Source organism: Veillonella parvula, assembly GCF_032577575.1.
Lineage (GTDB): Bacteria > Bacillota > Negativicutes > Veillonellales > Veillonellaceae > Veillonella.
In genome coordinates, this window is sequence record NZ_JAWFVO010000001.1 from 276,169 (window position 1) to 295,483 (window position 19,315).

The window sequence follows — 19,315 nt, forward strand, 5'->3', positions numbered from 1 at the left end:
TCATAATATATGAGGTGAATATGAGTAAAAAGCAAACACCTATGATGGAGCAGTATTTAGATATTAAATCTAGATACTCTGAAGAATTATTGTTCTTTCGATTAGGTGATTTTTATGAATTATTTAATGATGATGCTTTAGTCGCATCACGTGAACTTAATATTACCTTAACAGGTCGTCCTACAGGAGATGAGGAACGCACACCGATGTGTGGCGTTCCTTTTCATGCGGCTGAAAGCTACATAGAAACGCTTGTAAAAAAAGGATATAAAGTTGCTATCTGCGAACAACTAGAAGATCCTAAAGCAGTTAAAGGCATTGTTAAGCGCGATGTCATTAAAGTTGTTACTCCTGGTACAGTGATGACAGAAAATGGCAACGATGCAAGGTCAAATAACTTTTTATCATTATTTTATATGGTAAAAGATACGTGGATTCTTGTGTTTTCTGATGTATCTACAGGGGAAGTTATTTGGCACCGCATCACTGATTGTGAAAAACGCAGTGATATGTACGATGCACTCAGCATGTATAGACCAAGTGAAATCATATTGCCTGAAGGAACGATATTACCGCAAGATATTCAGGATTTTATTGAAAATCAATTTAGTAATGTCGTATTTTCTCCTTTTTCTACATACTATACACAACGTGAAGTAGCTGAAAAAGCTGTAACTCATTTCGGTGATTTAGGCCTTATGGAAGAGGATGTATGGGAAGCATTAGGTTATATGCTTTTGTACTTAGAGGATATCATTAAATCTGAAATTTCTCATATCAACTATGTACATCAATTAAGTGTAGGTAATCGCCTTATTCTTGATACATCTTCTTTGCGGCACCTTGAAATTACTCATAATTTACGCGATGGTAGGCAAAAAGGTACTTTACTGGATGTACTAGATCGTACGTTGACACCAATGGGGGCACGCCTTTTAAAACAATGGCTTGAAAGTCCATTAACTGATATAAATCAAATACAACGTCGTCAAGCAGCCGTTTCAGAACTTATTACACGCGGTGCTGAACGTTCTCATATTCGTAACTTTTTAGATTGTATTTACGATTTTGAACGCATCGTTGGTCGTGTTGAAACCGGATCTGTGTCTCCCAGAGATTTAACGGCTCTTCGTGAGTCATTAGCAGTTCTACCTGATATTAAGAATGTATTAGGTACATGTTCAAGTCTAGCTTTAACATCTATTAATGAGCGCATGCAAAATCATAAAGATATTTATGACTTATTATGTCGAGCTATTGCAGAGCAACCAGCGTTGACATTAAAAGACGGTCGTGTTATTAAAGATGGATTTAATGCTGATTTAGATGAGCTACGTTCTTTAGCGACTAATAGCGAGCAATGGCTTGCTAAGATGGAAGCGGATATTAAAGAAGCTACAGGGCTTTCAAAAATTAAGACTGGTTATAATAAAGTGTTTGGCTACTATTTCGAGGTATCCCATAGTAAATCAGAACAAGTACCAGACTATTTCATACGAAAACAAACTCTGGCCAATGCTGAACGCTATATTACGCCTGAGTTAAAAGAGTTTGAAATTAAAATTCTCAGCGCAAAAGATAAAATCATCGCTTTAGAGCACGAACTATATCAACAATTGCGTAATGATATTAAACTCGTTATCAAAGATGTGCAAGAAACGGCTCGTGCTCTTGCAGACCTTGATGTATTATGCTCATTAGCATTAGTTGGATACGAAGAAAACTATATTTGTCCAACTATTGTGATGAATGGTCAAATCAATATTCGTGATGGTCGTCATCCAGTTATTGAAAAGTTTTTAAAACGAGAGGTATTTGTACCAAATGATATCGTTCTAAATCATGATGATGAGGAATTCTTACTCATTACAGGCCCTAATATGGCAGGTAAATCTACTTACATGCGTCAAGCGGCTATCTTAATGATTATGGCACAGATTGGTTCCTTTATCCCTGCTCGTGAGGCATCTATCTCACCTGTGGATCGTATTTTTACACGTGTCGGTGCTAGCGACGATATTTCTACTGGTCAAAGCACGTTCATGGTAGAAATGAAAGAGGTAGCGTATATTTTAGAAAATGCTACCCATAATAGTTTAATTATTCTCGATGAAATTGGTCGGGGTACGAGTACCTTTGATGGTTTGAGTATCGCACAAGCCGTAGTGGAACATATTTGTAAGCATATTCATAGCAAGACTTTATTTGCAACGCACTACCATGAATTGATTTGCTTAGAAGAAAGCTATAGTAAATTAAAAAATTATACCGTTGCAGTTAAAGAAAAAGGGAAAGATGTTGCTTTCTTGCGTCGTATCATTAAAGGTGGTGCAGATCGCAGTTATGGTATCCATGTTGCCAGACTGGCGGGCCTACCTAACTCTGTATTAAAACGAGCTGAAGTGATTTTAGAATCCTTGGAAGATCAAAGTCATGATGCAAGTGACTTAAATAATCGAGTTATGGGTGCTCAACTTACTAATGTGGCAAAACCAGCGGTTAAGCAAGTTAGTGATTCTCCACTAGGCAATTTATTTAGCCATTCCGTAGTAGATAGCTTACTGGAAGTCGATGTAATGAGCATGACTCCAATTGAAGCATTAAATAAATTATATGAACTACAAGAGGAGGCTCGTAAAGGAGGCGGGAAATAATGGCAACCATTCACGTATTGGATGAAACGACAATCAATAAGATAGCTGCCGGTGAAGTCGTTGAACGTCCCGCATCAGTTATTAAAGAGCTCATAGAAAACTCTATTGATGCGTCTGCCACTAATATTGAGGTTGAAATTGGTGAAGGCGGTGTGGCCTATATGCGGATTACTGATAATGGTATCGGTATGACGGAGGAAGATGCTCGTTTGGCGATTCTACGTCATGCAACCTCTAAAATTCAACAAGTAGAGGACCTCTTTGATATTGCGTCCCTAGGCTTCCGTGGGGAGGCTTTGGCTAGTATTGCCTCTGTATCTCATTTCTCTTTGACTACTCGTAAAGCAGACTCTGATTTGGGGACTCGTATTACTGTTGATGGCGGCACTTTTACCGATTGCATTCCTTATGGTGCGGCACCTGGTACAACTATCGAAATTAAAGATTTATTTTATAATACGCCGGCTCGTCGTAAATTCTTAAAAACGGAGCGTACAGAAGCCTCTAAAATTCAAGATATTGTAGGGAAATTAGCTCTAAGTAATCCACATATTTCTTTTAAGCTTATCATAGATGATCGGGTAGCTATTATCACACCAGGAAATGGCGATATTAGTGATACTGTAGCTGCGCTATATGGATATAAAACCAAAGATGATATTTTTACTGTTGCTTATGAAAGTGATTCTATCTATATCGATGGCGTAGTGAGTAAGCCCACACTTCTTAAAAGTACAAGGATATGGCAGACCATTATCGTCAATAATCGCGTGATTTCTGATAAAACCATAATGAAGGCTATCGATAATGCATACCATGCACTATTGCCGAAAAATGGTCATCCTTTAGTGGTACTAAATATTACTGTGCCTGCGAGAATGGTTGATATAAACGTACATCCTCGCAAGAGTGAAGTTAAATTCTCAGATGATAAGATTATATTTAAAGCCGTATATCACGGTATCTTAAATGCTTTAAATAATCCACTCCATGAGAGATACGAACGAGAGTCATCATCTTATATGACTGGTACAGTTGCTAACATATCCGATAAATATGGTAATGATATTGCTAGTAATAGTAATAGTGATATTAAGAAGTTTAGTTCTAATAGTACATCCTTAGCTGGTAATACTACTTATGATTCTTATCAAGTACCTACTGTTGTACACGATTCAATGCAGTCTGCTGAACATATAGCAACAGCTATAGATTATGATAAGGTTTTTGGTGGACGCCGTACAAAAGGCTATGAAGTCATGCGCGGTGAAACTTCGCAGTTTGTGGAAAACCTTAAAACAAAGGGGTATACACCACCTGCACCTAAGGCTACTTATGAACAATCCTCTTTTGTAGATAAAAGTTTTGAAGCTGTTCCTACTGCTTACACTAGTTATACTTCGGAAGATGTAGAGAAGTTTAAATCCTTGTCTCACGATATTCGTAACGAAGAGATAGAAGATCGTACAATTCAAAACTCGGGCTTTTTACCAATGGGTCAAGTTGCATCTTGTTATATATTAGCTAAAAAAGGTGATGATCTATATATCATAGATCAACATGCTGCACATGAGCGTGTGCGTTATGATAAGTTGTGTAAGTCTTCTGAATCGATTCCTATGCAATCTATTTTGGTTCCTCAGTATAGTGAGGCCACAGATGATGAAATGAATTTAGTAGAGGAAGAACGAGAAACATTACTTGATCTTGGATTTGATGTAGAGTTAGGTGGTCCTACTAAGATAAAATTAGTAGGGGCTCCAGTAGATTTAGTAGAGTCAAAAGCATTTGAAATTCTGCAATATATATTCTCTTACTTACATGATCATCAACAGCCTACTAAGGCCCAATTACGACATGAAATGTTAGCTTATGCATCTTGTAGAGGGGCCATCAAGGCAGGTCATAATTTAAATATGTATCAAATGACTACCTTAATTGAGGACTTATTTAGTACCGAAAAACCATATGTATGTCCTCATGGTCGTCCTACGATTATCAAATTTACACCTGATGAATTAGGTAAATTATTCTTACGGTCTTAATATGAATATATTAACTACAGCTCAAAAATCTAATGAGGCCATTCAAGAGGAAGCCAAAGCTTTGGCTTCCTCTATGCATATGGCCTATATAAAAAGAGGAAAATTATCTATACCAGCATTATTTAATGCTCATCCATGTGATTTTATTGCTGTTCTTTCTGGTAATGGCTTAACTATTCATTTTCCTGATAATCAGCAACATAGCTTTCATTTATCCATGGCTCAATTACGTATACTACGTTTGCAACGTGGAGAAGGAGATTATTTAATTAATGCTGTTCAGAAAATACTAAGTACTAATGAAATAACTGATAAAGAAGAATTTTCGTTTCTTGATTGTACAATTGGTCTTGGTAGTGACAGTATCGTCGTGAGCTATGCTTTTCTTCAGGCTAAAATAAAAGGTCTAGAAGGTTCTTTACCTATATGGCTTGCTACATCTTATGGTTTAGCTCATTATTCGCATAATGTGAAAAGTGTGACGGACGCATTACGTCGTATTGAGGTAAGTTATGATACCTTTGAAAACTATGTACCTAATCTACCAGATGAAAGTATAGATATTATTTATTTTGATCCTATGTTTGAGGTCCCTGTAGAGGATAGTCCTCAATTTAAACCACTTCGTGGACATACTGTGGAAAGTCGTATTGATGATAAAATTATGGAGGAAGCTATGCGTGTTGCCTCTTATGGTGTTATCATTAAAGAACGACCATTTAGTTCTGTCTTTCAGAAATATCCACCTCACCAATGGGTGGGGGGAAAATATAGCCGTATAGGTTATGGAGTATATATGAAGGAGTTATTGTGAATCCCTTAATAACCATCGTTGGACCTACTGCGGTAGGCAAAACAGATCTTACCTTGGACTTAGCAGAACAGCTACATGCTGAGGTTATTTCTGGTGATGCTTACCAGGTTTATAAACAATTCAATATTGGTACCGCTAAACCATCGGTGGATGAACTTAATCGGGTGAAACATTATCTCATCGATATACTGGAACCCAATGATTCATATTCGGTATCTATTTTTCAAGATCAAGCTAAAGAAATAATTGCAAGATTAAAAGATAGAAATATTCTTCCTATTCTGTCTGGTGGTACAGGACTGTATGTCCAATCATTATTGGAGAACTACAACTTTAATGATGTTAAACCTGACGAATATTTGCGAGCAGAACTTGATGAGCTCTATAGTACAAAAGGTATTGAAGGCTTACGAGACTATGCTTTCACATTAGGTAAAGAGCATAATATAGAGATACAATATAGCGACAAACATCGTTTGTATCGAGCTATTGAGATATTGCATCATGGTGATGTAGATTCGTTGCGAAATCAGACAAAAGATGGTGTATCCTATAAAGGGCCTGTCATCGGTCTCATGAGAGATCGTGATAAATTATATGAACGTATCAATTTACGCGTTGATATGATGTTTGATGTGGGTTTAATTGAAGAGGTGGAACAACTCATAAAATCTGGAGTGAATCCAGATTGCCAAGCTTTTAAAGGTATTGGCTATAAAGAGGTTGTAGACTATATAAATGGCAATATAACATTAGATGAGTGTCGTGACTTAATTAAGAAGAATACACGTCACTTTGCTAAGCGCCAAATTACATGGTATAAACGTATGCCATATATAGAATGGATACATATTGATAGCAATACATCTAAAGATTTTATATTTAATAAAGCTATGGATTTAATCCGTAGAGAAGGATTAGCATGACATTAGAAGAAATACGTAGTAAAGCCCTAGAAATGGCTGAACCAGAATTTAAGAAATTTGAACCTATTGCATTGGCCAATACAAAAAAAGTATTAGAAGCCTTTAAGGAATGCCAAGTATCTGATTATCATTTCACTGGTACTACTGGTTATGGATATAACGACGTAGGGCGTGAGAAATTAGATGAAGTATTTGCCTATGTATTTAAAGGTGAAAAGGCTATCGTTCGTCCTCATTTTGTTTCTGGTACACATGCGTTAGCTACTACATTAATTTCTTTGATGGGAAATGGCTCTAAAGGGACAGAGTTTATCTATGCCGTAGGGGCTCCTTATGATACGATGCAATCTGTTATCGGTGCCGCTCGTGAAGTACGTGGTTCTTTAGTAGAAAAAGGCTTTACCTATACTGAGGTACCATTGAAAGATAATACTTATGATGTTGAAGCTATTGCTAACGCTGTTAACGATAATACGCGGGTAGTAGTCATTCAACGGTCTCGAGGCTATAGCACACGTGAACCTTTATCTATTGCAGATATTAAGGTTATTGTTGATGCTGTAAAAGCTAAAAATTCTAAAACGATTTGTTTCGTAGATAATTGTTACGGTGAATTTACAGAGCTGCAAGAACCATTAGAAGCTGGTGCTGATATTATGGCTGGCTCTCTCATTAAAAATGCAGGTGGCGGTTTAGCACCAACTGGTGGTTATATTGTTGGTAGAGAAAACCTTGTAGAGGATGCAGCATATCAATTGACAGCTCCTGGACTTGGTGATCATATGGGTTCATATGCTCCTGGTTATCGCTTGTTCTTCCAAGGTTTATTTATGGCACCTCACGTAGTATTACAAGCTCTTAAAGGTGCTGTATATACGGCTGCTGTAGGTGAGTTACTAGGCTATGATGTATTCCCTAAGGTAAATGCTGATCGCTATGACTTGATTCAAGCCATTAATCTGAAAAATGGGGAAGAAATGGAGCATTTCTGTGTAGGTATGCAAGCCTATTCTCCTGTAGATGCTCACGTACATCCTATTCCTGGGGATATGCCTGGGTACGAAGATAAAATCATTATGGCTGGTGGTACCTTTGTACAAGGTTCCTCTATTGAACTCAGTGCCGATGGTCCTATACGTCCACCATATACAATTTTCATGCAGGGTGGCCTAGTGTTTGAACATTCCATGCTTGGTATTTTAGGAGCTGCTGAAGAACTATTAAAACATAGATAATGTTTAGAATCTCTTTCTTTTGTGAAAGGGATTCTTTTTATTTCAAATCTTTTCAATATACCTATTTCTAGGCTATAATATAAGTTGCTATAATTTTATAGCAATACTACTCGGACTTTTACACCGAACTAGTGTTTTACACGTCAGGCTTTCACCCTGATTAGTTTTATGATCAAGAGATCATTAAAAGGAGAAAGTATGGAAAAAGTTATCGCTGTAGCTATGAGTGGCGGCGTAGACAGTTCTTTAACTGCTGCAATGCTATTAAAACAAGGCTATAAAGTATTTGGTATTACCCTATGGTTATGGGTGAGTGGTACGCCTTATGATGAGGTGCCTCTTGCCGTAACTGATGCTAAGAAGATGTGTGATTTTCTTGGTATCGAGCATCATGTTATCGATGCTCGTGATGTATTCTACGAAAACGTAGTAGATTACTTTGTAAAAGAATATGCCTATGGTCGTACGCCAAATCCTTGTGTATTTTGTAACAAGAACATCAAGTTTGACTTGATGCTCAATCGTGCTCTTGAATTAGGTGCCACACATATGGTAACTGGTCATTATGCACAAGTAAATTATAATGAAGAAACAGGTCTATATGAGTTACATAAAGGTGTTGATCCTACAAAAGACCAAAGTTATGTTATGTACAATATGAACCAACGTATTTTGAGTCATCTTATGTTTCCATTAGGTGGTCAATGTAAGACTGAAACACGTAAATTAGCTGCTGAATATGATTTGCCAGTCGCTAAAAAACCAGATAGCGTAGATATTTGTTTCTTGCCTCATGGGAATTATCAAAAGCTAGTGGTAGAAGAAATGAAGGGTAAGCCAGAGTCTGGTAATATCGTTACCGAAGATGGTGAGGTATTAGGTAAGCACAACGGCTTATTTAATTATACGATTGGTCAACGTAAAGGCCTTGGTATTGCTTATAAACACCCTTTATATGTTATTGGATTTAATGGGGATCGTAATGAGGTCATCGTGGGTCCTAATGAACGTCTCTTTACAAATCGTATGATTTGTAAGTTCTATAACTTCTTAGATGATACAATTCATAAGGAATTGAAGGCAGAAGGAAAAATTCGCTATGCAGCTAACCCTTCTCCTTGCACAGCACGTATTTTAGATGACGATACAATGGAGGTTATTTTTGAAGAACCACAACGGGCTATTACCCCAGGTCAGTCTGTAGCCTTTTATAATGGCACTCAATTATTGGGAGGTGCTGTTATCGATCGCGTATGTTAGAAAGGAGAATGCAAGTTCTTTGAACTTGTTTACATAGTATGTCAACGAAAAAGATTCGAAACTTCTGTATTATAGCTCATATCGACCATGGTAAATCAACCATCGCTGATAGATTAATTGAATATACTGGTACATTACAAAAACGTGAAATGGAGGCTCAAGTTTTGGACTCCATGGACCTTGAACGTGAACGCGGCATTACTATTAAAGCGCAATCTGTTCGTATTTTGTATAAAGCGCAAGACGGTGAAGAATATATTTTGAATCTCATCGATACTCCAGGCCACGTCGATTTCAGCTATGAAGTATCTCGTTCTCTTGCAGCCTGTGAAGGGGCATTACTCGTAGTCGATGCTGCACAAGGTGTGGAAGCACAAACGTTGGCAAATGTATATCTCGCTTTAGAACATGATCTTGAAATCATTCCTGTTATTAACAAGATTGATTTGCCGTCAGCAGATCCTGATCGCGTTAAACAAGAAATTGAAGATATTATTGGTTTAGACGCATCTGATGCTGTATTATGCTCTGCCAAATCAGGTATCGGTATTCCTGATATTTTAGAAGCTATTGTAAATAAAGTTCCTGCACCACCAGATAAATCTGATGAGCCAACAAGAGCTTTGATTTTTGATAGCCGTTTTGACGCGTATAAGGGTGCTATTGCTTATGTCCGCGTAAAAGAAGGGTCTATAAAAGCAAAAGATACAATTCGCATGATGCATGATAAAAAGGACTTTGATGTTACAGAACTCGGTATTTTTACTCCCAATCTTGTACCTGTGCAAGAATTACAATGTGGCTCAGTAGGTTGTATTGCAGCTAGCATCAAAAATGTAAAAGATTGTCATGTAGGCGATACTGTAACATTAGCTAATAATCCTGCAACTGAGCCATTGCCTGGTTATCGTAAGGCTGTATCTATGGTGTACTGTGGCCTTTACCCAACAGAGTCTAAAGATTATGAAAACCTTCGGGATGCATTAGAAAAGTTACAGCTTAATGATGCTGCCTTAGAATATGAAGCAGAAACATCATTGGCATTGGGCTTTGGTTTCCGTTGTGGGTTTCTCGGTCTTTTGCATATGGACGTAATTCAAGAACGTTTAGAACGTGAATATAATTTGACCCTTATTACGACGGCTCCATCGGTAAATTACAAAGTGTACAAAACAAATGGGGAAATGCTCGAAGTCGATAATCCTGCTAAATTACCACCTCCAACAGAAATTGACTATATCGAAGAGCCTTATGTAAAGGCTACTACAATCGTACCTAAAGATTTTGTTGGTACTATTATGGAGTTGTCCCAAGATAAACGTGGTGAATATCAATCTATGGAATATTTGGATGAAACACGCGTATCTGTCGTTTATCACTTGCCATTGAGTGAAATCATTTATGATTACTTTGATAAATTAAAATCTGCTACAAAGGGGTATGCATCTCTTGACTACGAATTGATTGGATATAAACAATCTCCAATGGTTAAGATGGATATTCTCTTAAATGGTGATCCTGTAGATGCATTGTCCATTATTGTACACAAGGACCGTGCAGCTACACGTGGACGTGCATTAGCTGAGAAATTGAAAGAATTGATTCCTCGTCAAATGTTTGAAATTCCAATTCAAGCGGCGGTAGGTACAAAAATTGTGGCTCGTGAAACTGTAAAAGCTTGGCGTAAGGACGTTTTGGCAAAATGTTACGGTGGTGATATTTCTCGTAAGCGTAAATTACTTGAAAAACAAAAAGCCGGTAAGAAACGCATGAAGTCCGTCGGTTCCGTAGAGATCCCGCAAGAAGCATTCATGGCGATTCTCAAGGTTGAGGACTAATAAAATGAAAACAGATTCTGATATTCTGAATCTGTCTACACTGAGGGATATGGGGTTGTATGTCCATATCCCTTTTTGTAAACAGAAATGTATGTATTGTGATTTTCCTGCTTATCAAAATTTACAAGATTATTACGAAACCTATGTATATGCTTTAGTTCAAGAAATCGATTTATGGGTCTCTGAACATCCAGAGTCTACATCTAAAGCTATTGATACAATTTATTTTGGTGGAGGTACGCCTACAGAATTATCGATTCAACAACTACAGATGATTCTTGATAAAATTAAAAATACTTTTACAATTACTGACGATTGTCATATGACTATTGAATCGAATCCTGGGGAAGTAAATTTACATTATTTAACGAAATTAGTTAAACTTGGTTTTAATCGTATTAGCTTTGGTGTTCAAACATTTGACGATAAGGTGCTTACCATGCTTCATCGTAGTCACAACGGAAAACAGGCAAAACAAGCCGTTTATGATGCTAAAGAGGCGGGCTTTACTGATATCAATATTGATTTGATTTATGGTTTGCCACGACAAACATTAGAGGATATTCAATATAATTTAGATATTGTAAAAGACTTACCGATTAATCATATTTCAACGTATGGACTTCAAGTTGAGGTAGGAACGTATCTATATCATTTAGTACAAAAGAACCTTATTTCTATTCCTAGTGAAACCATTGATGAATCCATGTATGACATGATGATGGACGGATTAAAAGCTTTAGGCTTTGAACGATATGAGATTTCAAATTTCGCCAAGACTAATTCCTATAGCCGTCATAATTTAAAATATTGGCACTATGTAGATTATTTAGGCTTTGGTGCTGGTGCTCATTCCTTCTATGACGGAGTACGCCGTAGTAATAATCGTAATGTAATGCCCTATATACAATCCGTTGACAGATATATTATGCCTACTATTGATACGGAGACGATTACTTTAGAGCGAGCTCAAGAGGATTTTTGCTTTTTAGCTCTTCGCACTAAATGGGGCCTTGATGAGCGAAAATTTGAAGATAAATTTGGCGTATCTGTCCATAATTTATTTGGTACTACTTTAGAGGATTTAGTTAGTAAAGATCTATTAGAATATCAAAGTGGAAGTTATCATTTAACCGCTGAAGGTGCCAAGCATGGAAACTATGTATTTAGTCAATTTATTCGTGAGTAATTTCTCACAGTTTCTCAAAATCTAATATGTTAGTATAAATAGGATGATGATGAATAAGCATGCTAGATTTGAGGAGGAACGATGAAGACATCTGTAATATTACACGGTTTACATAATGAATTTACTTTAGATCAAATGAAAGCATGCATAGAACTTGCTGAAAAATATGGCGGATCCTTTCGCCATGTTGTAACAGGTATACAAATTACAGGTATTGAAAAAGATGATAAGGAACAGCTAATTTCTGAATTGCCTGATGGCGTGACAACTGTTATTCATAGAGGTGTTAATTCCTTAATTGCCTGTGTAGGTAAAGGCCATTGTAAAAATGGACAAATGGAAACTAAAGAATTGGCTGATTATGTAGAGAGAAAACACTACGGCCGAAAAACATCTCATAAGTGCAAGATTGGCATCAGTGGATGTGGACGTAACTGCCCTGATGCGATGGTGAAAGATATTGCTTTTATTGGTACATCTCAAGGTTTTATGTTGGCTGTTGGCGGTAATACAGGCATGAGACCAGAAGCAGGAAAAATTTTAGCAAGAAAACTAACTATTGAGCAATCTAAAAAAGCTGTAGACATTTTGATTGATTGGTATGCGGAACATGGGGAACCTCGTGAACGTATGGGACAATTGTTAGAACGACTTGGTAATCCATTAGAAGGTGTAGAACTATAAATTATTATATTTCTAGTACTTATTGATTTATGGTTTTAGTCTGTAAATAGTCAGGGCCCAAAAAGTATTCTAACTAAGAGTCCATTAACAATAGAATTATAATAAAATTATTACAAATATAAACACTTATACTATTTCAGGTTTTAATAATAGAAATTTTATTAGACCAACATATTCTAATCTTTAAATTTTGGGATATGTCATAAATGTAGATAGTATAAGTGTTTTCTTATTTTTGTACTTTGATTTTTTGACCAATTAATTAAAAATATTGAATTGTCTTTTTGACTAAATAGATATTATTTGACTTTTTAAGGATTTTTCTGCTTGACATTTTTTTTGAATATGATAATATTATACATGCGATTAGCACTCAAAGTTTATGAGTGCTAACAAGAGGTGTCATTATGGATGAAAGAAAACAGCGCATCTTGCGAGCCATAATTGAAGACTATGTTAAGTCCGCAGAACCTGTAGGATCTCGAACGATTGCTAAAAATTATGATCTTGGCATCAGTCCTGCTACGGTGCGGAACGAAATGTCCGATTTAGAGGAATTAGGCTATTTAGAGCAACCTCATACATCGGCTGGACGTATTCCTTCAGCTAAGGGCTATCGCTTATATGTTGATTCTATGCTGAGTCGACAACCTGTTCCATTACAGGATGCTGAAAAAATTGAAATGTTATGGAAACGTTCCAATGGATCAACGAGTGAACTCTTTCTCAATATGGCTAAACTACTTTCACAGGTAAGTCATAGCATGAGTTTATTCTTAGCACCAGCCCATGATAGAGCATTAATCAAATACATTCATGTATTACCGCTAGATAGTCATCAAGCCATTATGGTAGTTATTACTGAAACAGGAGCACTCGATAATGAATTGATGTACTTTGGTGAAAGCGTTTCACCAGAGCTTTTACAGAGTTTAGCCATACAATTTAGCAATGCACTACAGAATGTAAGTATTGGTCATGTAACGGCTGAGGCTTTAGGATCTATATTGGTCCATATGGAAGGACCACAGGGAATTTTATTAATCCTTTCGGAGACATTATTACGAGCTATTAATAAACGTAAGTTGTTCTATTCGGTAGGTACCACAGAGTTGTTAAATCAACCAGAGTTTAAGTCTGTTGAGAAGGTACAACCCTTGCTTTCCTTAGTGGAAGAACAAAATCAATTAGGACAGCTATTAAAAGATGATTCTCCAACACCTGTTAAGGTCAAGATTGGTATTGAGAATGAAACTGAAGCGCTACATTCAGTGAGTGTGGTACAAGCTGATTTTACGAATCAAGATCAGCCTATTGGAACTCTTGCTATTCTTGGTCCAACGCGGATGGAATACGGACGTATCATCGGCATGTTGTCCCATATGAAACATATAATGGAAACTATGGTAAAAGAACAAAACAGAAAGGGCATATAATGGCTGAAGAACAAGACATTAAACAAGAAACAGTGGAGGAAACAGAGGATACTACGAATGTAGAGGAACCAACTGTTGAAAAAACTGAAGAAGCTGTGGCTGATGCTGCTCAAGTGTTAGAAGAACTTAAAGCCGACTTTGATAATCGCTATAAACGGTTACAAGCGGACTTTGAAAACTTCAAACGACGTACTAATCAGGAAAAAGAGCAACTTGCAGGATATGTAAAAGGGGATGTATTAACAGACCTTCTTCCTGTCTTGGATAACTTTGAACGGGCTGTTCAAAGTCCTGCAGAGGGGGAAGCAAAAGTATTCCTCGATGGATTCATTATGATTCATCAAAATTTGATGGCTATGTTATCTAAACATGGTTTAGCGGTTATTGAGGCTGTGGGGCAACCATTTGATCCAAATTTCCATCAAGCGATTATGCGTGTACCGTCAGATGAATATGAATCCGATACGGTGTGTGAAGTATTGCAAACTGGCTATACTGTTGATGGTCGTTGTATACGTCCAGCAATGGTAAAAGTTGTTGAATAGATTATAAAGTTTTAGGAGGTATATATTATGGCAAAGGTAATTGGTATTGATTTAGGGACAACAAACTCTTGTGTTGCTGTTATGGAAGGCGGCGAACCTACGGTTATTACAAATCAAGAAGGTGCACGTACAACTCCTTCCGTTGTTGGATTCGCAAAAAATGGAGAACGTTTAGTTGGTCAATTGGCTAAACGTCAAGCTGTATCCAACCCAGAAAATACAATCATTTCTATTAAACGTCACATGGGTACAGACTACAAAGTAACTGTAGAAGGTAAATCTTATACTCCTCAAGAAATTTCTGCAATGATTCTTCAAAAAATCAAAGCTGACGCAGAAGCTTACTTGGGCGAACCTGTAAAACAAGCTGTTATTACAGTTCCTGCATACTTTACAGATGCTCAACGTCAAGCTACAAAAGACGCTGGCGCTATTGCAGGTCTTGAAGTACTTCGTATCATCAACGAACCTACAGCAGCTGCTCTTGCATATGGTGTAGATAAAGATGAAGACGGTAAAGTTCTTGTATTTGACCTTGGTGGTGGTACATTCGACGTATCTATCCTTGAACTTGGCGATGGCGTATTTGAAGTATTGGCTACATCTGGTAATAACCACCTTGGTGGGGATGACTTCGACCAACGTATTATGAACTACCTTATCGAAGAATTCAAAAAAGAAACTGGTATCGATTTGTCCAATGATAAATTAGCTGATCAACGTTTAAAAGAAGCTGCTGAAAAAGCAAAAATTGAGTTGTCTGGTGTAGCTAGCACAAATATCAACTTGCCATTTATCACAGCTGATGCTACTGGTCCTAAACATTTGGATGTAACATTAACTCGTGCTAAATTTGAAGAATTAACTGCTGACTTAGTACAAGCAACTATTGAACCTACTCGTAAAGCTATGAGCGATGCTGGTTTATCTGCATCCGATATTGATAAAGTATTGTTAGTTGGTGGTTCTAGCCGTATTCCAGCTGTACAAGAAGCAATCAAAAAAGTATTGGGTAAAGAACCAACTAAAAATGTTAACCCTGATGAATGTGTAGCTATTGGTGCTGCTATTCAAGGTGGCGTATTAGTAGGTGAAGTTAAAGACGTATTGTTACTTGACGTAACGCCATTGTCCCTTGGTATCGAAACAATGGGTGGCGTATTCACACGTATTATCGATCGTAACACTACAATCCCTACATCTAAATCTCAAGTATTCTCTACTGCCGCAGATAACCAACCATCTGTAGATATCCATGTATTACAAGGTGAACGTGAATTCGCAGCAGATAATAAAACATTGGGTCGTTTCAACTTGGATGGTATCCCAGCTGCTCCTCGTGGGGTTCCTCAAATCGAAGTAACATTCGACATCGATGCTAATGGTATCGTACATGTAAAAGCTAAAGATTTGGGTACTCAAAAAGAACAAAAAATTACCATTACTTCTTCTAGCGGCTTGAAAGAAGAAGAAATCGACCGCATGGTTAAAGAAGCTGAAGCTCATGCAGCGGAAGATAAAGCTAGAAAAGAAGAATTAGACATTAAAAATAATGCGGACTCCTTAGTATATCAAGCTGAGAAAGCATTGAAAGACCTTGAAGGCAAAGGCGATGCTGCTTTGATGAAAGAAGTAGAAGAAGCGAAAGATAAATTGAAAAAATCTATCGAAGCTAGCAATATCGAAGACATCAAAAAAGATAGTGAAGCTTTGGAACAACCATTACATAAATTAGCAGAACAAATGTATGCAGCAGCTCAACAAGCTCAACAAGCAGCTGGTGCTACAGATCAAGGTCAACAACAAACAAAATCTGATGACAATGTAGTTGATGCTGATTACACAGTAGTGGATGACGACAAGAAATAAGAAGGGTTGGTAACGAATGGCACGAGATTATTATGACATCCTAGGGGTTAGTAAAAATGCCTCTCAAGATGAAATCAAAAAAGCCTTCCGTAAAAAGGCACGCCAATACCACCCAGATGTAAATAAAGACAATCCAAAGGAAGCTGAAGCAAAGTTTAAAGAAGCTAACGAAGCTTACGAAGTCTTGTCTGATGAAACTAAAAAAGCTCAATATGACCAATTCGGCCACGACGCCTTCAAACAAGGAGGCGGCGCTGGTGCCGGTGGTTTCCAAGGTGGCTTCGGCGGTTTCGGTGGTCAAGCTGGAGGCTTTAGTGATATCTTTGGCGACATTTTTGGTGGCATGTTTGGTGGTGGACGCCAACAAGGCCCTCAAAAAGGTAATGACTTGCGTGAAGATATCGATATTTCCTTTGAAGATGCAGCCTTTGGTAAATCTATGGAAATTGAAGTGCATCGTCATGAAGAATGTGATCACTGTCATGGTACTGGTGGTGAACCAGGCTCTCGTGTCGATACTTGTCCAAACTGTCATGGTTCTGGTCAAGAAGCGGTTATTCAAAATACTCCATTTGGACGTATGCAGTCCGTTCGCACTTGTTCTCGCTGTCATGGTACGGGTAAAAGCATTGAAAAACCTTGCTCAAAGTGTCGTGGTACTGGCGAAATGTTGGCGAAACGGAAGATTTCCATTAAGATTCCAGCTGGTGTAGATAGCGGATCTCGCTTACGTGTAGCTAATGAAGGGGAACCTGGTATTTTAGGCGGCCCTAAAGGGGACCTTTATGTATATATCTTTGTTCGTCCGCATAAGGAATTTGAACGAAATGGTAATGACGTTATTAGCCGTGTAAATATTAGCTTTGCTCAAGCTGCTCTTGGTGCGACTATACAAGTTAACACCTTAGATGGTAAAGTAGAGTTAAAGATTCCGGAAGGTACTCAAACGGGAACGGCATTCCGCGTAAAGGGCAAAGGTATTCCATATTTGCGTAACCCTAATCAACGAGGGGACCAACATATTGTGGTAACTGTCCAAACGCCTAAGAAGTTGACAGATACTCAACGTGAGCTATTGCTACGCTTTGCAAATGAAAGTAATGAAGACGTTAATAACTTACAAGTGAGTAAAAGTCTCTTTGAAAAAATCAAGGACTGTTTAACAAAATGAACAGCTCATGTGAAGGAATGGTTTGTTCCATCACATTCCCTATAAAGGAGCATATATGCAATGGATAGAAATATCCGTTGTCTGTGAAAGAGTAGCCACCGATGAGGTGACTACTCTTTTTGACGATTATACAGACAATGGAATTATAGAAGAAGATGTTGAAAATCAGCCTAATTTAATAAAATTAACTATGTACGCTGATTCATCATTCGATATGGATATGATTAAGGCGGATTTAGAAAAACGCCTTACAGAGGATAATATTAAGATTATATCAATAGATACAGATATTCTTGATGGGTCAACTTGGTTAAACTCTTGGCAACAGTATATTGAACCTACAGAAATTTTACCTAACTTAGTCATTAAACCAGCATGGCAGGAATACAATAATGTAGATAATAAAACTATTATTGAAATCGATTCAGATATTTCCTTTGGTACCGGGTCTCATGAGACAACACGGACTTGTGCAGAGTTATTAAAATCCTATAGTAAATCTATGGATCTTGATACAGTTACTTGTTTGGATATTGGTACTGGCACAGGTATTCTTTTATTAGTAGCAGCCCATTTAGGTATTAAAAATTTAGTTGGTATAGATATAGAAGAGTATGCTGCAAATCAAGCTAGAATTAACTGTGATAATAATCATGTATCTGCTGAAATCATTTGTGGTAATTTGGATAGTGATTTCAATGGTACTGCCCAATTAATTTTAGCTAATTTAACAGTGGATCCCCTTAAAATACTATTACCTCAAATTGGTAAGAAACTGGATGATAAGGGCATTTTGATTATTAGTGGCATTATTGATGATCGTTATGATGAAATCATGCCATATATTGAGGCTCATTGGCATATTATTGAGGAGCGCGTCGCAGGGCCTTGGCATACGTTTGCGCTAGAAAAACGATGAAAAAGATTTTTATTCCTACACCATTAGATGAAATAATAGAATTACCAAAAGATGTGACCCATCATGTACTACATGTATTTCGCCATAATATGGAGAAGCCCATAACTGTAACCGGCAGCGATAACCGTTGTGGTATATATCAAATTACAGCAGAAGTAGATGGTAAAGCGCAAGCAAAACTGATTGAATATGTAGAAGAAAATGTAGCATCTTATCGTACTATCCTGGTTCAATCCTTATTAAAAGGTGAAAAACTAGAGTGGGTTCTACAAAAGGCGACGGAGTTAAATGTGGATACAATTTATCTTGTGCCCACAGTTAACTGCGTAGCTAAATATGATGAAAAAAAGCTTCAATCAAAAGTAAATCGTTGGGAAAAAATAATGCTAGAAGCAGCTCAACAATGTGGACGAAAACACTTGCCTACACTCGTAGTAGGAGAGACGCTTTTACAAGCATTAGACATTGAATCTGAGGCGTTGAAGTTGGTAGCCTATGAAAATGAAGCAGGGCAGACTATCAAAGATGTACTTAAAACTTTGCATTCCGATAAGTCTGTAACTGATGTTTTAATTTGTATAGGTCCTGAAGGGGGCTATCAAGAGAAGGAAATCAATGCTATTATAAAATATGGTGGAAAATCAGTATCGCTAGGAAATACAATTTTGCGGGCTGAAACTGCTGCTATTGGATCGTTAGCGATGATTCAATATGAATTAGAATTATAAAT

The 19,315-nt window shown here is 37.3% G+C and carries 15 protein-coding genes; all 15 read left to right on the forward strand.

Translation table 11 applies throughout. The annotated features are described in order from the left end of the window. The first annotated feature begins 20 nt into the window (after positions 1-20). The 15 genes from mutS (at position 21) to E7K77_RS01390 (ending at position 19,313) form a co-directional block, all read left to right on the forward strand. The gene (gene mutS / locus E7K77_RS01320; protein ID WP_278457560.1) at positions 21-2,654 is read left to right on the forward strand and encodes a DNA mismatch repair protein MutS; all 2,634 of its coding nucleotides are present in this window, start codon (positions 21-23) and stop codon (positions 2,652-2,654) included. Then, complete coding sequence (gene mutL, locus E7K77_RS01325) at positions 2,654-4,699, forward strand: DNA mismatch repair endonuclease MutL (RefSeq protein WP_215675683.1); 2,046 nt, start codon at positions 2,654-2,656, stop codon at positions 4,697-4,699. The genes mutS and mutL overlap by 1 nt, the downstream gene beginning before the upstream one ends. A 1-nt stretch (position 4,700) precedes the next feature. Continuing rightward, positions 4,701-5,513, forward strand: coding sequence for a class I SAM-dependent methyltransferase (locus E7K77_RS01330; protein ID WP_024061694.1), 813 nt, complete (start codon positions 4,701-4,703; stop codon positions 5,511-5,513). Continuing rightward, the gene (gene miaA, locus E7K77_RS01335; protein ID WP_278457562.1) at positions 5,510-6,439 is read left to right on the forward strand and encodes a tRNA (adenosine(37)-N6)-dimethylallyltransferase MiaA; all 930 of its coding nucleotides are present in this window, start codon (positions 5,510-5,512) and stop codon (positions 6,437-6,439) included. The genes E7K77_RS01330 and miaA overlap by 4 nt, the downstream gene beginning before the upstream one ends. Beyond that, positions 6,436-7,674: a methionine gamma-lyase family protein gene (locus E7K77_RS01340; RefSeq protein WP_060919777.1), complete on the forward strand. Its 1,239-nt coding sequence runs from the start codon at positions 6,436-6,438 to the stop codon at positions 7,672-7,674. Before miaA ends, E7K77_RS01340 begins: the two co-directional genes overlap by 4 nt. A gap of 198 nt (positions 7,675-7,872) precedes the next feature. Beyond that, a complete protein-coding gene (mnmA, locus tag E7K77_RS01345) occupies positions 7,873-8,934 on the forward strand; it encodes a tRNA 2-thiouridine(34) synthase MnmA (protein ID WP_004695727.1) in 1,062 nt (353 codons plus the stop codon). A 38-nt stretch (positions 8,935-8,972) separates the two neighbouring features. After that, a complete protein-coding gene (gene lepA, locus E7K77_RS01350; protein ID WP_004695729.1) occupies positions 8,973-10,772 on the forward strand; it encodes a translation elongation factor 4 in 1,800 nt (599 codons plus the stop codon). A 4-nt stretch (positions 10,773-10,776) separates the two neighbouring features. After that, entirely contained in the window at positions 10,777-11,961 is a 1,185-nt protein-coding gene (hemW, locus tag E7K77_RS01355; RefSeq protein WP_325305947.1) for a radical SAM family heme chaperone HemW, read from the forward strand. Positions 11,962-12,042: 81 nt separating this feature from the next. Beyond that, positions 12,043-12,645, forward strand: a complete 603-nt coding sequence (locus tag E7K77_RS01360) for a nitrite and sulphite reductase 4Fe-4S domain protein (RefSeq protein ID WP_004697060.1) — start codon at positions 12,043-12,045, stop codon at positions 12,643-12,645. A 407-nt stretch (positions 12,646-13,052) separates the two neighbouring features. Further along, entirely contained in the window at positions 13,053-14,081 is a 1,029-nt protein-coding gene (gene hrcA, locus E7K77_RS01365; protein ID WP_004697456.1) for a heat-inducible transcriptional repressor HrcA, read from the forward strand. Beyond that, a complete protein-coding gene (grpE, locus tag E7K77_RS01370) occupies positions 14,081-14,626 on the forward strand; it encodes a nucleotide exchange factor GrpE (protein ID WP_004696996.1) in 546 nt (181 codons plus the stop codon). Before hrcA ends, grpE begins: the two co-directional genes overlap by 1 nt. A 27-nt stretch (positions 14,627-14,653) precedes the next feature. After that, entirely contained in the window at positions 14,654-16,495 is a 1,842-nt protein-coding gene (gene dnaK, locus E7K77_RS01375; RefSeq protein ID WP_008600875.1) for a molecular chaperone DnaK, read from the forward strand. 16 nt (positions 16,496-16,511) lie between these two features. Beyond that, complete coding sequence (gene dnaJ / locus E7K77_RS01380) at positions 16,512-17,666, forward strand: molecular chaperone DnaJ (RefSeq protein WP_325305951.1); 1,155 nt, start codon at positions 16,512-16,514, stop codon at positions 17,664-17,666. A 55-nt stretch (positions 17,667-17,721) separates the two neighbouring features. After that, positions 17,722-18,585 carry a 50S ribosomal protein L11 methyltransferase gene (locus tag E7K77_RS01385; RefSeq protein WP_012864331.1) on the forward strand — a complete coding sequence of 288 codons (864 nt, stop codon included), beginning with the start codon at positions 17,722-17,724 and terminating at the stop codon, positions 18,583-18,585. Beyond that, positions 18,582-19,313 (forward strand): RsmE family RNA methyltransferase, encoded by a 732-nt coding sequence (locus E7K77_RS01390; RefSeq protein WP_012864332.1) that lies wholly within the window; start codon positions 18,582-18,584, stop codon positions 19,311-19,313. Before E7K77_RS01385 ends, E7K77_RS01390 begins: the two co-directional genes overlap by 4 nt. Positions 19,314-19,315 lie beyond the last annotated feature (2 nt).

Bases quoted from the DNA above. Each gene is read 5' to 3' on its own strand.
- lepA (WP_004695729.1), top strand. From the start codon at position 8,973: ATGTCAACGAAAAAGATTCGAAACTTCTGTATTATAGCTCATATCGAC.
- grpE (WP_004696996.1), top strand. From the start codon at position 14,081: ATGGCTGAAGAACAAGACATTAAACAAGAAACAGTGGAGGAAACAGAG.
- E7K77_RS01385 (WP_012864331.1), top strand. From the start codon at position 17,722: ATGCAATGGATAGAAATATCCGTTGTCTGTGAAAGAGTAGCCACCGAT.
- E7K77_RS01330 (WP_024061694.1), top strand. From the start codon at position 4,701: ATGAATATATTAACTACAGCTCAAAAATCTAATGAGGCCATTCAAGAG.
- E7K77_RS01390 (WP_012864332.1), top strand. From the start codon at position 18,582: ATGAAAAAGATTTTTATTCCTACACCATTAGATGAAATAATAGAATTA.
- mutL (WP_215675683.1), top strand. From the start codon at position 2,654: ATGGCAACCATTCACGTATTGGATGAAACGACAATCAATAAGATAGCT.
- hrcA (WP_004697456.1), top strand. From the start codon at position 13,053: ATGGATGAAAGAAAACAGCGCATCTTGCGAGCCATAATTGAAGACTAT.
- mnmA (WP_004695727.1), top strand. From the start codon at position 7,873: ATGGAAAAAGTTATCGCTGTAGCTATGAGTGGCGGCGTAGACAGTTCT.
- dnaJ (WP_325305951.1), top strand. From the start codon at position 16,512: ATGGCACGAGATTATTATGACATCCTAGGGGTTAGTAAAAATGCCTCT.
- mutS (WP_278457560.1), top strand. From the start codon at position 21: ATGAGTAAAAAGCAAACACCTATGATGGAGCAGTATTTAGATATTAAA.
- E7K77_RS01360 (WP_004697060.1), top strand. From the start codon at position 12,043: ATGAAGACATCTGTAATATTACACGGTTTACATAATGAATTTACTTTA.
- hemW (WP_325305947.1), top strand. From the start codon at position 10,777: ATGAAAACAGATTCTGATATTCTGAATCTGTCTACACTGAGGGATATG.
- E7K77_RS01340 (WP_060919777.1), top strand. From the start codon at position 6,436: ATGACATTAGAAGAAATACGTAGTAAAGCCCTAGAAATGGCTGAACCA.
- dnaK (WP_008600875.1), top strand. From the start codon at position 14,654: ATGGCAAAGGTAATTGGTATTGATTTAGGGACAACAAACTCTTGTGTT.